Origin of the sequence: Pararhodobacter marinus (genome assembly GCF_003122215.1) — a bacterium.
Classification (GTDB): Bacteria; Pseudomonadota; Alphaproteobacteria; order Rhodobacterales; family Rhodobacteraceae; genus Pararhodobacter; species Pararhodobacter marinus.
Genome location: NZ_QEYD01000007.1, coordinates 81,195 through 94,825 on the forward strand (window position 1 = coordinate 81,195; position 13,631 = coordinate 94,825).

Here is a 13,631-nt window from a genome sequence, read left to right on the forward strand (position 1 = left end):
TGAAAGGGCGCCTCGATGCCGGCGCCCTTTCCCGTTTCTCAGGGCGATTTCTCAGGGCAGCGCGCCCAGATAGATCACCGAGGTCGCGGCCAGATAAAGGTTCGCCGAGAAGATCACCACGACGACGAAACCCAGAAGGGCGGTCAGGCGGTCCAGCACCGCGAGCATCGCGAAGGCCTCGCGCGGTGGCGTCACCCCGTCATAGCGCTGCAGATCCAGAAGCGGGGCCAGCCGCGTCGTCACGACGTACCGCGCCCCCTGATGCAGCGCGATCAGAAGCGCGATGAGCAGGGAATAATCGCCCGGCATGAACCCCTCGAAAGCCAGCCGCCAGACGGGGACGCCCCGCACTCCCTCTCGCACTCCCGCGGGCAGTCCCTCGGGCACGCCAGCCCCGCCAAGCGCTGCCGCGTCCAGCGCCCAGCTCTGCCCTTGCGCCAGGGTGGCCAGCAGGAAAATCTTCAGGATCAGCACCGCGCCATAGCCCAGCGACAGGATCATGCCCAGTACCTGCGCCATGCCGCGATAGCGTCGGCTCAGCCTGACCCAGTCGCTGCCGGTGCGCGACAGGTCCGTCCCTGCGACCGCGTTGGCGTCCAGCTGAACCGTCCAGCCCTGCACATAGGCCAGCCCCTGAAACGACGCGCGGGTGACAATACAGCCTTCTTCAAAAGTCACATTTCTGAACTCGGCACGGGCGAAATTCGTATTCCGGCAGGTGCAGCCCGGCGCAAAAGTGACATTGTGTAGCCGCGCCCCGGCGAAGTTCGCGGCCTCCAGCGACGACGCTGCCGAGAAACGCACGTTGCGCAGACTGGCTCCCCGGAAACTCATCCCGGCCAGATCGAGACTGACCTCGGCCCCGTCGAAATCGAGACTGGCATCGTCGAAACGACATTGCCCCCGGGCAAGCGCGCGCTCCAGCGGTTCGGGGCTTGCCGGCGGCGCATGCTTCGCCGGCCGCTCAAGCGACAGATCCTGCCGCGCCGCGATCTCCGCGCGCCGGGCCTGTTCCTTGGCGCGCCTTTCCTCCTCTGCGCGGCGCTGCTTCAGATCCTGCTCGATCTTCTGATCGGCCAGCCGGCGCTCACGGGCCAGCATGTCGGGCATCAGCGTCCCGCGCGCCTCGGCTTCGGTTTCCCACATATGCGGCTTCGAGAGCGGCCTGAAGAGTTTCATCTGCCTTCGCTTCCCTTGCCTGCAGCCCCGCCCTGTCGAACCTGACGCCACGGAAGGACGATGCCCGGGCGATGCCCCGATGCAAAGCCGGGTGTCGCCTGCCCCCTTGCATGTTAGACGAACTTTCAGTGACGTGTATAAGTATCAGGAGTTGTGGCATGGACAGGCTCGCCGCCGATCGGATGTTCATCGCGGTCATGGAGACCGGAAGTTTCGCCGCCGCCGCGCGAAAGCTGGGGACCAGTTCGGGGCAGGCCTCGAAACTCGTCTCCGCGCTCGAGGCCGAGCTGGGCACGCGACTGATGAACCGCACCACGCGCGCGCTGGCCCCGACCGAGCTGGGACAGACCTATTTCGCCCAGATCCGCAACATCGTCGGCGATCTTGACGCGCTGGACCAGACGCTGCGCGATGCGGGCGAGGCACCGCGCGGGCGGCTGCGGCTCTCGGCGCCGCTGTCTCTGGGCACGATCCAGCTGACCCGTGCGCTCAACGATTTCGCGCTGACCTTTCCGGGGATCGAGATGGATGTCTCGTTCACCGACCGCTACGTCAATCTGGTTGATGAAGGCTTCGACGCGGCGATCCGCGTGGGCACGCCCGCCGATTCCTCGCTGATCGCGCGCAAACTGGGCCGGGTGCGGATCATCACGCTGGCCAGCCCCGAATACCTGGCGTGCAACGGCCCGGTCGAGACGCCCGATGCGCTGACCCGCCATGCCTGCATTCTGGACACCAACCTGCGCGAACCCACGCATTGGCGCTTTGCCGACCGCAGCGTCATCGTCTCGGGGCGGCTGCGCTATTCCAACGGCGTGGCCTGCCTTCTGGCCGCCGAACAGGGGCTGGGCATCGCCCGCGTACCGGGTTTCGCGGCCCTTCCCAGCATCGCCGAGGGGCGCGTGCGCGAGCTTCTGACCGATTATGAGCCCGCACCGATGGGGGTTTTCGCGATGTATCCCGCCGGGCGGCATCTGCCGCGCAAGGTCCGGCTGCTGATCGACTACCTCAGCGACGATTTCATCCGTCACGACCCGTTGCTGGTCCTCCCCGACCGGATGCCCGGCTGATTACTTCCTAATTGGAAGGAATGATCTGCCATCTCACCGGATTACAATCCGATCTCTTGCATGACATCTGAGGCTCATCAGGCGCAACGCCGCCGCATCAGACCTTGGAGACCGACAATGACCACTGCCACCGCTTCCGATCTTTCCGCCGGCAAGATCACCAATGCCGAGCTCGCCGCCCTGATCCTGCGGGTCTCGATGGGCGTTCTGTTCATCCTGCATGGCTGGATGAAGTACTCCGTCTTCACCCCCGCCGGCACCGCGCAATATTTCGCCGCCATCGGCCTGCCCGCGTTCCTGGGCTATGTCACCATCGCGGCCGAGATCCTTGGCGGTGCCGCGCTGATCGCCGGCCTCTGGACCCGCTGGGTTTCGGTCGCCTTCATCCCGCTGATGATCGGCGCGGGCTATTTCGGCCACGGCGCCAACGGCTTCTTCTTCTCGAACGAAGGCGGCGGCTGGGAATACACCGCGTTCTGGACCATCGTGCTGGTGGTGCAGGCCCTGCTGGGCGGCGGTGCCTGGGCCCTGCGCCGCGACTGACCGCAACCACGGGGGCGGCGGCCTGCCGCCCTCACCGTCTGACGGAGCATCCCCATGACGCGCCTTCCCACCTATTTCATCTCGCATGGCGGCGGCCCCTGGCCGTGGATCCCGCAGATGCGCGCGCAATTCCACAATCTCGAGGCCAGCCTGCGGCAGATGGTCGAGGACCTGCCCGAAAAGCCCAGGGCCGTGCTGTCGATTTCCGGCCATTGGGAGGACGACAGCTTCGCCGTGATGGCCGCGCCGAAGCCGCCGATGGTCTACGATTATTACGGCTTCCCCAAGGAAACCTACGAGATAACCTATCCCGCCCCCGGCGCCCCCGAGCTGGCGCAGCGCACGATGGCGCTGTTGCAAAAGGCGGGCCTGCCCAGCCGGCTGGATACCGAACAGGGCTTCGACCACGGCACTTTCGCGCCGCTCTACATCATGTATCCGCAGGCCGATGTCCCGGTCTATCAGGTGTCGCTGCGCAAAGGGTATTCGCCCGAAGAGCATTTCGCGATGGGCCGCGCGCTGGCGCCCTTGCGCGACGAGGGCGTTATGATCGTGGGGTCGGGGCTGAGCTTTCATAACCTGCGCCTTTTCGGGCCAGGCGCGAAAGTCCCGTCCGAGGCCTTCGACGCATGGCTGGGCGACACGCTCGCGCATGAGCCCGAGGCCCGGACCGAGGCGCTTCTGCACTGGGAAGAGGCCCCCCATGCCCGCACCTGCCACGCGCAGGAGGACCATTTCGTCCCCCTCTTCGCCGCCCTGGGCGCGGCCGAGGGCGAACCTGCCACGCGGATCTACCACGATGTCGACCTGATGGGCGGCGTCACCGCGTCGAGCTATCGCTTCGGCTGACCGCCAAAGGCGTCCCGACCACGAGAAACGGCCACCGGAACCCCGGTGGCCGTTTTTTCTGGGGCGCCGTGAGCGCTTAGCGTGCCCCGACGATCTCGCGGATCTGCGCGCGCAGGGTCTCGACCCGCTCGCCCGCTGCCTCGCTGGCGTCGCGCGCCTGCACGATCTCGGCGTCGATGGCATCGACCCGCGCCCGGCGCTCGCGGTTGGCCTGGCTGTCATCGCCCAGTTGAACGATCAGGTTGACCAGCCGCTCCTGTTCACGCTCCAGCGCCTGAACCTCGCCCGCCAGACGGCGCTGCGCATTCTCGCTCTCCAGCACCTCGCGGCGCAGCTCGGCGATGCGGGCCAGCGTCTCGCGCACCTCGTCGCTGACCGCGCGGCCTTCCCAATAGGCCAGCGTCGGCACGTCCATGTCCAGCACACCGACCCGGCGGGTGCGTGGCTGGCGCTCGGTCACGACCAGCTGCGCGCGCTCGCCCGCCGGGACCTCGACCACCCAGCGCCAGGCATCGGGGCGCTCTTCGGGGCCCGTCGCGCTGCTCACGCGCCAGCCCGCGCGGCGCGGGTGGTCGATCGTGACCTCGCGCGCCTCGTCGGCGGCGCCTTCGATCCGGTAGGTGACGCGGCGCTCCAGATCCTCGGACACATGCAGCATCCCGCCCGCGATGCGCATCTCTCGCACGGCTTCGGTACTGGTGGTTTCCTCGCGCACCTCGACCGCCGTGTCGCGGGCGAAATCGACGATCTCGGTCGCGCCCGGCGCCAGTTCGGGGATCATCGCATCCCCGGCATGGCCGCGCCCATCCTCGTAGAGCGTCAGCACGCCCGCGGGCAGACGCAGCGGCAGCGGGTTTTCCAGGGACAGCGCGATCACCGGATGCACATCCCCCTGCCCGCCGCGATACAGGACCAGCCGCGCATCGGGCAGGTCTTCGGACAGGAACGGCACGCTCATCATCTGCCCCGCGGCCAGCGTCACCGGCGTGCCCAGCGTGAAGCGGCTGAAGCTGTCGCCGTCATCGGCACTGACCGAAACCGAGGCCGCGCTGTCGGCCATGTCAGCCATCGCCGCGCGCCCGCCTGACGGGGCCATCTCGGCAATCGCGCCGCGGAATTGCGGCTCGGCGGCGATCATCGGCGCGGGCGCGGGATAATCGCCCGCCTGTTCGCGATGGGCATAGGTGCGCGCGTAAAGCTGCGCCTCGATCGCGCGAACCGAGCCCGTCGCCAGCGTCAGCTGGATATTGTCCCAGTCGATGCCGGTGGTGTTTTCCACCACCGCCCAGCCGATCAGGCGAATGCCCTCATCGGTATCGACCGCGCGCCACGCTGTGCGCCAGAGCGGCGCGTCCTGCAGATAGACCAGCCCCACATCGCGCGGGGTGCGGTCCTCGCTGTCGAGCGTCAGCTCGACCCGGCGCGGATTGGCCGAGGCCCGCCACGCCCGCAGCGCATCGCTCAGCGTGGCCTGATCGGCCGCATCGGCGAAGCGCACGCCCAGCGCGTCGTCCATCTCGAAACTGTGCAACGTTCCGTCCTCGGCCTGCAGGTTCAGCACAGGCACGGTGCCATGCTCGCCCTCGCGCTGCGTGACGCCCATGTTGAGGCCCTGCCATTGCTCGCCCCGGCGCTCGACGATCAGCGGCGCGCCGATCATCGTGCCGAACAGCCGGACCGGATCGGTCACATCCTGCGGCGCGAAGGGGAAATGCGCGAAAGCGTCCTCGAAACTGCCGGGCCCGGTCATCGTCACGAAAGGCACGGCCCCGGCGGGATCGAGCACCCACAGGCTTTTCAGGAAATCGTCGATATCGTCGCGCGCGACCGACAGGGTGATCGGCTCGACGCCCATCTGGCCCTCGGCCTCGATCATCGCAAGCCCGGCGGTCGACAGCGTGACGGCGTTGATCGCGGTTTCGGCGTGCAGCGGCATGGCCAGCGCAAGGCCGCTCAGCGACAGGATCACGGTGTTGCGCAGGCGGCGGCGCAGACGGGAATGGGGCAGATGAAAAAGCATTCGGGGAACTCCGGGCGAAGGATATCTTCGACGCCACACTGCCCAATCGGCGATCACAGGCCAAGGGGGAGGACGTTCACCAAAGCGCCAGCAAGACGTGTGCGGCGCGTGACAGCGAACGGGCCCGGCATCGTCGCCGGGCCCGCCTGAAGCGTTATTTGAACTTCTTGATTTCGCCCGATTTCAGCCGCGCCTGATAGCTGGCCAGCTCGCGTTTGACGACCGGCATCAGGAAATACAGCCCGATGATGTTCACGACGCCCATCGCGAACAGGGCCGCGTCCGAGAAGTCCAGAACCGCGCCGAGGCTCGACGCCGCGCCGACGATCACGAAAAAGCAAAACAGCAGCTTGAAGACCAGCTCCTTGCCCTTGCCTTCGCCGAACAGGTAGGTCCATGCCTTGAGGCCGTAATAGCTCCACGAGATCATGGTCGAGAAGGCGAACAGGAACACCGCGACGGCCAGCACATAGCCGAACCAGCCGAAGACCGAGCTGAACGCCGCCGCCGTCAGCGCCACGCCCGACGTGTCGCCCACCGTGGCGATCCCGCCGCTGTCGTTCAGGATGTAGAGACCGGTCTCAGGGTTCACCATCAATTGCCCGGTGATGATGATGACCAGCGAGGTCATGGTGCAGATCACCACCGTGTCGATGAAGGGTTCCAGCAGCGACACGAAGCCCTCGGTGATCGGCTCCTTGGTGCGCACCGCCGAGTGGGCGATGGCGGCCGAGCCGATCCCCGCCTCGTTCGAGAACGCGGCGCGGCGGAAGCCCTGGATCAGCGCGCCGATGATGCCGCCGGTGACGCCCAGCCCGGTGAAAGCGCCCGCGAAGATCTCGCGGAAGGCCTCGCCCACCATGTCGAGATTCATCGCGATGATGACCAGCGCCGACAGCACGTAAAGCACGCCCATGAAGGGCACGACCTTTTCCGTCACCTGCGCGATCGACTTCAGCCCGCCGATGATGACGGCGAAGACCACCGCCGCCAGGATCACGCCGGTGATCCAGCCGGGATAATCCCCCACCACGCCGGAAATCGCCGCATGGGCCTGATTGGCCTGGAACATGTTGCCCCCGCCCATCGCGCCCAGCACGCAGAAGATCGCGAACATCACCGCCATGAACTTGCCCAGCGGCAGGCCGCGTTCCTTGAACCCCTTGTCGAGATAGTACATCGGCCCGCCCGACACGCTGCCGTCGGGATATTCGTTGCGGTACTTAACGCCCAGCGTGCATTCGGTGAATTTCGTGGCCATGCCCAGCAGGCCCGCGAGGATCATCCAGAACGTGGCCCCGGCCCCGCCGATGCTGACCGCCACCGCGACCCCCGCGATGTTGCCCAGTCCCACGGTGCCCGACAAAGCGGTCGCCAGCGCCTGGAAATGGCTGACCTCGCCCGCGTCGTTGGGATCCGAGTAGTCGCCCTTCACAAGCTGGATGGAATGTTTGAAGGCGCGAAACTGGATGAAGCCGAAATACAGCGAAAACACCGCCGCGGCGATCACCAGCCAGCCGACGATCCACGGCACGCCGGTGCCCGGCACATTGGCGAAGATGAGCGCGACGAACCAGCCGGTCGAGGCGGCGAAGATGTCGTTGATGGTGTCGCCGATGGTCGCGGCGGCTTCGTCCTGCGCCATCGCCATGGCTGGCAGCGCGGTCAGAAAGGCGCCCAGAGCGGCGCGTTGGGTCAATCGTTGCATGGGAAACTCCGCTGGCTCAGGGCACGATGGTGACGGGAACGGTGGCGATTTGCGCCAGCGTGCCGGTGACGGAGCCGAACAGCCGCGCCCCCAGCCCCGACGAGCCGATCCGCCCGATGACGATCTGCGAGGCGTTGCGCGCCTTGGCGATATCGACCAGCGTCTCGGCGACATGGCCAAAGCGGATATCGCTCGACACCGTCAGTCCCGCCGCCTGCAGCTTTGCCACGACCGGGCTGACCAGAACGTCTTCGGCGCGCGTCATCTCTTCCTTGCGCCGCTTGTGACGTTCTTCGATCTCTTCCTTGGTCAGGAAGCTGTAGGGCGACCATTCAAGCACATGCGCCACGACCAGCGCGGCGCCGCTGCTTTGCGCAAAGCTCTGGGCCAGCGTGACGGCGCGTTCTCCGGCGCCGGATCCGTCGTAGGCAACGACGATCGGGGGTGTTGTCATGTTTTCTCTCCACTGTTGTGCCCGTTGAAACCGGGCTTCGACAACCCTAGGCCGAGCAGAGCGGGATTTTCTCCGCAAACCCGGCCCGGGCGGAGGCTTTTGCGACATTTCTGTGGCAAAGTGTCGCATATGCGGGAGATTCTTCCAAATCGCGCGCAGGCTTTGCACCGCAGCCCCGATCCGCAGGCCCGATCCGGCGCCGGGTCCCGGTGCCCCGGTCCGGTCGGTCGGTTCCTGCCTCACACTGCGTCACAAGGCCTCACAAGGGCGCTGCGCCGGCGCCCGGGCCGTGCAATGCTTGCCCTGACGGCGCCGGGCGCCTAAACGCGAAGTCCTTAGACGAGGACGAAAGAGGCCGGGTTTCATGAGCGACGCATCGCACACGCAACAGCGCGCAAGCTCGCGCCGGATCGCCGCGCTGGCCGGGCTCTGGCCGTTCCTCGGGGCGTATAAGGGGCTGCTGGCCGGGGCACTGGTCGCGCTGGTGCTGACCGCCGGGGTTTCGCTGGCGCTGCCGCTGGCGGTGCGGCGAGTGGTCGATGGCTTCGGCGAGGGCGCGCTGGAGCTGCTCAACCAGTATTTCGGCGCGGCGCTGGGGCTGGCGGCGCTGCTCGCGCTGGGCACCGGGCTGCGGTACTACATGGTCACGCGGCTGGGCGAGCGCGTGGTGGCCGATATCCGCAAGGCGCTGTTCGCCCGCGTGATCGGCATGTCGCCGGCGTTCTTCGAAAAGATCCTGTCGGGCGAAGTGCTGTCGCGCATCACCACCGACACCACGCTGATCCAGTCGATCGTCGGCTCGTCGGTGTCGATCGCGCTCAGGAACCTGCTGATGCTGGTGGGGGGGCTGGTGATGCTGGCGCTGACCTCGCCGAAACTCACCGGGCTGGTGCTGCTGCTGGTGCCGGCAGTGATCGTGCCCATCGTCGTGCTGGGCCGCCGCCTGCGCCGCCTGTCGCGCGAAAACCAGGACTGGATCGCGCAATCCTCGGGCAACGCCTCGGAGGCGCTGGGCGCGGCGCAGACCGTGCAGGCCTTCACGCACGAGACCCGCTCGATCGCCACCTTCGACCGTGTCACCGAGAAAAGCTTCGATGTCGCCATGGTGCGGATCCTGACCCGCGCGGCGATGACCGTGGTGATCATCGCGCTGGTCTTCTCGGGCATTGTCGGCGTGCTGTGGATCGGCGCCATCGACGTGCGCGAAGGCACGATGTCCATCGGCGAGCTGGTGCAGTTCGTCATCTACTCGGTGCTGGTCGCGGGCTCGGTCGGAGCGCTGTCGGAGATCTGGGGCGAGCTGCAACGCGCGGCGGGCGCGACCGAGCGGCTGGTCGAGCTGATGGAAACCATCGACACGATCCAGGATCCCGACGCGCCCGTCGCGCTCGCCGCCCCGGTGCGGGGCGCGGTGGCCTTCGAGAATGTGCGCTTCCACTATCCCTCGCGGCCGACGCAATCGGCGCTCGACGGGATCTCGCTCAGCGTGGCGCCGGGCGAGACCGTGGCGCTGGTCGGCCCCTCGGGCGCGGGGAAATCGACGATCATCCAGCTCTTGATGCGCTTTTACGACCCGCAACAGGGCCGCGTGACGCTGGACGGGACCGATCTGCGCGAGCTCAGCCGCGCCCAGCTGCGCGGCGCGATGGCGCTGGTGCCGCAGGACCCGGTGATCTTCGCCACCACCGCGCGCGAGAATATCCGCTTCGGCCGCCCCGAGGCCACCGACGCCGAGATCGACGAGGCCGCGAAGGCCGCCGCCGCACATGACTTCATCACCGCCCTGCCCGAGGGCTACGAGACCCAGCTGGGCGAGCGCGGGGTGATGCTGTCGGGCGGGCAGAAACAGCGCATCGCCATCGCCCGCGCGATCCTGCGCGACGCGCCGGTGCTGTTGCTGGACGAGGCGACCTCGGCGCTGGACGCGGAAAGCGAGCGGCTGGTGCAGGAGGCGGTCGACCGGCTGAGCGAAGGCCGCACCACGCTGGTCGTGGCGCACCGGCTGGCCACCGTGCGCAAGGCCGACCGGATCGTCGTCTTCGAAGGCGGCCATATCGTCGCCAGCGGCACGCATGACGCGCTGGTGGCCGAAGGTGGACTGTATGCCCGGCTGGCACGGCTGCAATTCACCGATGGCGGTTTCGGCGCGGCTGATTTGACTGCGAGCGACCGGGCGTAACGCCCGACGGGAACAAGAAAGGGGGCTGTCTGCCCCCTCTTGGCCTGCGGCCAATTCACCCCCGAGGATATTTGCGGAACAAAGATCGGGCCGCGCCGATTGCTACGGGTGCGGTCGCAGGCGCGCGGGCGTCGCTCAGCCCTGCTGATCCCAGTCCCGCATCCGCGCCACGTAGCGCGCCAGCGTGTCGATCTCGAGATTGATCGCGTCGCCGGTCTTCACATCGCCCCAGGTCGTGACCTCCTGGGTATGCGGGATCAGGTTGACGCCGAAATCGCGCCCGTCGACATCGTTGACCGTCAGCGACGTCCCGTTCAGCGCGACCGACCCTTTGGGCGCGATGAAGCGCGCCAGCGCCTCGGGCGCGCGGAAGGTGACGCGGGTGCTGTCGCCCTCGGTCTCCATCGCGATCACCTCGGCCACGCCGTCGACATGGCCCGAGACGATATGCCCGCCCAGCTCGTCTCCGACCTTGAGCGCGCGTTCGAGATTGATACGCCGACCCGCGGCCCAGCCGTTGCGGCCGATGGCCGTCTTGGCGACGGTTTCCGCCGAGATGTCGACATCGAACCAGTTTTCCGGCTCGGCCCCCAGTGCGACCACGGTCAGGCAGACCCCGTCGCAGGCGATGGAGGCGCCGATATCGATACCGTCCACATCGTAGCGGGTGGCGATCCGCGCGCGCAGGTCGCCGCGCTGCTCAAGGGCGACGACGCGCCCGATATCGGTGATGATGCCTGTGAACATAAGCCGGTCCCGTGATTTCCTAGGCCATCATTCGGCCATCTTCGCGCTTTATGGATGTGGCTATCTCTGGCATCATTTCAACACAAGGGGAACACCCCGGGGATACCCCGGACAGGGAAAACCCGGGCCCGCAACGGGCGACAGGCGCGCAGGCAGACCATGGTACCGATGACAGGCGACGGACGCCGATTCCTGATGTTGCAGGGCCCGCATGGCCCGTTCTTCCGCGAGCTGGGCACCTTGTTGCGCAGCGCCGGAGCCGAGGTCTGGCGCATCGGTTTCAACCGCGGCGACGAGGCCTACTGGGGCAAGCAGGGCTTCATCCCCTATCTGGGCACGCAGGAGGACTGGCCCGCGCGCATCGGCGCCGAGCTGGACCGCCTGCGCATCACCGACCTGATCCTGTACGGCGACACGCGGTTCATCCATGCCGAGGCCGTGCGCCATGCCCGTGCCCGCGGGATCGAGGTGCATATCTTCGAGGAAGGCTATCTGCGCCCGTGGTGGGTGACCTATGAGCGCGGCGGCTCGAACGGCAATTCGCGGCTGATGACGCTGTCGGTGCCCGAGATGCGCCGCGCGCTGGAGGCGTTCGAAACCGACCTGATCGACGCGCCCGCGCATTGGGGCGACATGCGTCAGCACGTCTTTTACGGCGTCGCCTACCACGCGCGGATTCTCTTGGCCAACCGCCGCTACAAGGGTTTCCGCCCGCACCGGGCGCAGAATGTGGTGCAGGAATTCCTGCTGCATCTGAAGCGGCTGATGGCGATGCCGCTGCACGCGGTAGAGCGGCGGCTCGCCACGCGGCGGGTCCGGGTGGGCGGCTTTCCCTATCACCTGGCGCTGTTGCAGCTGGAGCATGACAGCAATTTCCAGCAGCATTCCCCCTTCTCGACGATGACCGAGTTTCTCGACGTCGCGATCCGCGGCTTTGCCGAGGGGGCGCCCCGCCATCACCACCTGGTCTTCAAGGCCCATCCGCTGGAGGACGGGCGCACGCAGCTGAAATCCGACATCGCCCGCATCGCCCGCGAGGCGGGGGTCGAGGGACGGATCCATTTCATCCGGGGCGGCAAGCTGGCGCAGCTTCTCAACCATGCCCGCAGCGCGGTGACCACGAATTCCACCGCCGCCCAGCAGGTGCTGTGGCGGGGCATGCCGCTGAAGGTGTTCGGCGGGGCGGTCTATGACAAGCCGGAATTCGTCTCGACCCAGCCGCTGGCCGAGTTTTTCGCCCAGCCCACGCGGCCCGACCTGCGCGCCTATCGCGATTATCGGCGCTTCCTGCTGGAAACCTCGCAATTGCCCGGCGGGTTCTATTCAGCGGCCGGCCGGCGGCAATTGCTGCGTCAGGTGGTCGACATGATCCTGTCGCCCGAAGACCCGTATGGCGCCGTCCTGTCGGGACGTGCGGCACCTCGGCAACACCTGCGGCTGGTGCCCTGAGCGCGCGGTGCCGCCTCCCGCGCCCTGCTTTCGCTACCAGATAGGCGCGATCGTGCCGCGACCGGCGCTTTATCTTGTCGGTTTGGCCAATCCGGGCGCAACCGCTTCTGGCAACGTCAGACCTATCGCGGCGACCGCCCAAGCCTCGAACGGCCCGGCGCCACGCGATCCTTGGGTTCCGCGTATATCCCCGCTTGGTTTTTTTCGCGGTATTGCGTATAGTTGCACAAAAAACTTGAGGCAGATCCATACAAGGAGCCCGAGCAGTGATTGTCAGACCTTCCCGCCGCGCCGTTGCGCTGGCGCTTGGCGTGTTCGTGGCGAGCGTCGGTGCCTGCACCATGCCGCGGCCCGGCCCCAACAGTAACGAGATCTTCTCGGGCTCCGTCCTTCGCGAGGGGAATGCCTATGTCGTGGCCGTGGGCGACCGGGTGAACCGGGCGCTCGACACGCCGATGGCGATGGGCTTCTCGTCTTCGCTGCGCAACGCGGCGCTACTGGGCGGCGACACGATCCGCACCGGCGACACCGTTGCGGTCACCGTCTATGAAAACGTGCCCGAGGGGCTGCTCACCTCGTCCGAGACGCCGGGCGCGCAGCTGACCGAGTTGCAGGTCGATTCCGAGGGCTTCATCTACGTCCCCTTCGCGGGGCGCGTGCGCGCCGCCGGCAGCTCGCCCGAGAACCTGCGCGCCACCATCGCCAACCAGCTTGACCAGCAGACGCCCGACCCGCAGGTCTATGTCAGCCGCACCGGCGGCGACGGGGCCAGCGTCAGCGTGGTCGGGGCCGTGGGCGCGCAGGGGGTCTATCCGATCACCCGTCCCAACCGCCGCCTGACGGCCATGCTGGCCACGGCGGGCGGCGTCGACATCCCCACGCAGACCGCCATGATCACTGTCTCGCGCGGGTCGATCACCGATCGGATCTGGCTGGACGACCTGTTCGATCACCCCGAGCTGGACATCGCCATGCGCGGCGGCGACCGGATCTATGTCGAGGCCGATCAGCGCCGCTATACCGTGCTGGGCGCGACCGGCGACCAGGCTTTGATCACCTTCGACCGGCGTGAACTGACCGCGATCGAAGCCCTGGCGCAGGTCGGCGGGCTGGATCCCACGCGCGCCGATCCGACCGGCGTCTTCGTGTTCCGCGACGAACCCGTGGAAGTGGCCCAGCGCATCCTGAACCAGACCGGGCTCGTGGGAGACCAGCGTTTCGTCTACGTGCTGGACCTGACCGCGCCCAACGGCATGTTCATGGCCCGCGATTTCCAGATCCGCGACGGCGACACGATCTACGTGACCGAGGCCTCTTCGGTGGCGTGGAACCGCCAGATCTCGGTCATCTCGGGCGCCCTGAGCGCGACGGGCTCGGCCTCGGCCACGCTGACGCGGATCCGGGCGGCCGGCGAGTAACAACGGGCGGCGCGT

Annotated in this window: 11 protein-coding genes; 6 read left to right on the forward strand and 5 right to left on the reverse strand. The window is 67.3% G+C overall.

Features of this window, described 5'->3' with window-relative positions; genetic code table 11:
* Positions 1-51: 51 nt before the first annotated feature.
* Positions 52-1,179, reverse strand: a complete 1,128-nt coding sequence (locus C4N9_RS12565; RefSeq protein ID WP_109533684.1) for a pentapeptide repeat-containing protein — start codon at positions 1,177-1,179, stop codon at positions 52-54.
* A gap of 158 nt (positions 1,180-1,337) precedes the next feature.
* On the opposite strand from C4N9_RS12565, the gene C4N9_RS12570 reads away from it, so the two are divergent.
* From C4N9_RS12570 to C4N9_RS12580, 3 genes are all read left to right on the forward strand, one after another.
* The gene (locus C4N9_RS12570; RefSeq protein ID WP_109533685.1) at positions 1,338-2,249 is read left to right on the forward strand and encodes a LysR family transcriptional regulator; all 912 of its coding nucleotides are present in this window, start codon (positions 1,338-1,340) and stop codon (positions 2,247-2,249) included.
* A 117-nt stretch (positions 2,250-2,366) separates the two neighbouring features.
* Entirely contained in the window at positions 2,367-2,792 is a 426-nt protein-coding gene (locus tag C4N9_RS12575; RefSeq protein WP_109533686.1) for a DoxX family protein, read from the forward strand.
* A 54-nt stretch (positions 2,793-2,846) separates the two neighbouring features.
* Positions 2,847-3,641, forward strand: coding sequence for a DODA-type extradiol aromatic ring-opening family dioxygenase (locus tag C4N9_RS12580; protein WP_109533687.1), 795 nt, complete (start codon positions 2,847-2,849; stop codon positions 3,639-3,641).
* Positions 3,642-3,717: 76 nt separating this feature from the next.
* Here the strand turns inward: C4N9_RS12580 and C4N9_RS12585 are convergent, their stop codons facing one another.
* From C4N9_RS12585 to C4N9_RS12595, 3 genes are all read right to left on the reverse strand, one after another.
* The gene (locus C4N9_RS12585) at positions 3,718-5,661 is read right to left on the reverse strand and encodes a hypothetical protein (protein WP_109533688.1); all 1,944 of its coding nucleotides are present in this window, start codon (positions 5,659-5,661) and stop codon (positions 3,718-3,720) included.
* Between the two features lie 154 nt (positions 5,662-5,815).
* Complete coding sequence (locus tag C4N9_RS12590) at positions 5,816-7,369, reverse strand: alanine/glycine:cation symporter family protein (RefSeq protein ID WP_109533689.1); 1,554 nt, start codon at positions 7,367-7,369, stop codon at positions 5,816-5,818.
* A gap of 16 nt (positions 7,370-7,385) precedes the next feature.
* Positions 7,386-7,823, reverse strand: a complete 438-nt coding sequence (locus C4N9_RS12595; protein ID WP_109533690.1) for a universal stress protein — start codon at positions 7,821-7,823, stop codon at positions 7,386-7,388.
* Between the two features lie 364 nt (positions 7,824-8,187).
* Between C4N9_RS12595 and C4N9_RS12600 the strand changes: the two genes are divergently transcribed.
* Positions 8,188-10,002: an ABC transporter transmembrane domain-containing protein gene (locus C4N9_RS12600; protein WP_109533691.1), complete on the forward strand. Its 1,815-nt coding sequence runs from the start codon at positions 8,188-8,190 to the stop codon at positions 10,000-10,002.
* 135 nt (positions 10,003-10,137) lie between these two features.
* Here the strand turns inward: C4N9_RS12600 and C4N9_RS12605 are convergent, their stop codons facing one another.
* Complete coding sequence (locus C4N9_RS12605) at positions 10,138-10,749, reverse strand: riboflavin synthase (protein WP_109533692.1); 612 nt, start codon at positions 10,747-10,749, stop codon at positions 10,138-10,140.
* Positions 10,750-10,908: 159 nt separating this feature from the next.
* Between C4N9_RS12605 and C4N9_RS12610 the strand changes: the two genes are divergently transcribed.
* Positions 10,909-12,198, forward strand: coding sequence for a capsule biosynthesis protein (locus tag C4N9_RS12610; protein WP_109533693.1), 1,290 nt, complete (start codon positions 10,909-10,911; stop codon positions 12,196-12,198).
* A gap of 266 nt (positions 12,199-12,464) precedes the next feature.
* Positions 12,465-13,616, forward strand: a complete 1,152-nt coding sequence (locus tag C4N9_RS12615) for a polysaccharide biosynthesis/export family protein (RefSeq protein WP_245902539.1) — start codon at positions 12,465-12,467, stop codon at positions 13,614-13,616.
* Positions 13,617-13,631: the final 15 nt, after the last annotated feature.

Coding starts and splice junctions, on each gene's coding strand:
- C4N9_RS12565 (WP_109533684.1), bottom strand. CDS start 1,179: ATGAAACTCTTCAGGCCGCTCTCGAAGCCGCATATGTGGGAAACCGAA.
- C4N9_RS12570 (WP_109533685.1), top strand. CDS start 1,338: ATGGACAGGCTCGCCGCCGATCGGATGTTCATCGCGGTCATGGAGACC.
- C4N9_RS12575 (WP_109533686.1), top strand. CDS start 2,367: ATGACCACTGCCACCGCTTCCGATCTTTCCGCCGGCAAGATCACCAAT.
- C4N9_RS12580 (WP_109533687.1), top strand. CDS start 2,847: ATGACGCGCCTTCCCACCTATTTCATCTCGCATGGCGGCGGCCCCTGG.
- C4N9_RS12585 (WP_109533688.1), bottom strand. CDS start 5,661: ATGCTTTTTCATCTGCCCCATTCCCGTCTGCGCCGCCGCCTGCGCAAC.
- C4N9_RS12590 (WP_109533689.1), bottom strand. CDS start 7,369: ATGCAACGATTGACCCAACGCGCCGCTCTGGGCGCCTTTCTGACCGCG.
- C4N9_RS12595 (WP_109533690.1), bottom strand. CDS start 7,823: ATGACAACACCCCCGATCGTCGTTGCCTACGACGGATCCGGCGCCGGA.
- C4N9_RS12600 (WP_109533691.1), top strand. CDS start 8,188: ATGAGCGACGCATCGCACACGCAACAGCGCGCAAGCTCGCGCCGGATC.
- C4N9_RS12605 (WP_109533692.1), bottom strand. CDS start 10,749: ATGTTCACAGGCATCATCACCGATATCGGGCGCGTCGTCGCCCTTGAG.
- C4N9_RS12610 (WP_109533693.1), top strand. CDS start 10,909: ATGGTACCGATGACAGGCGACGGACGCCGATTCCTGATGTTGCAGGGC.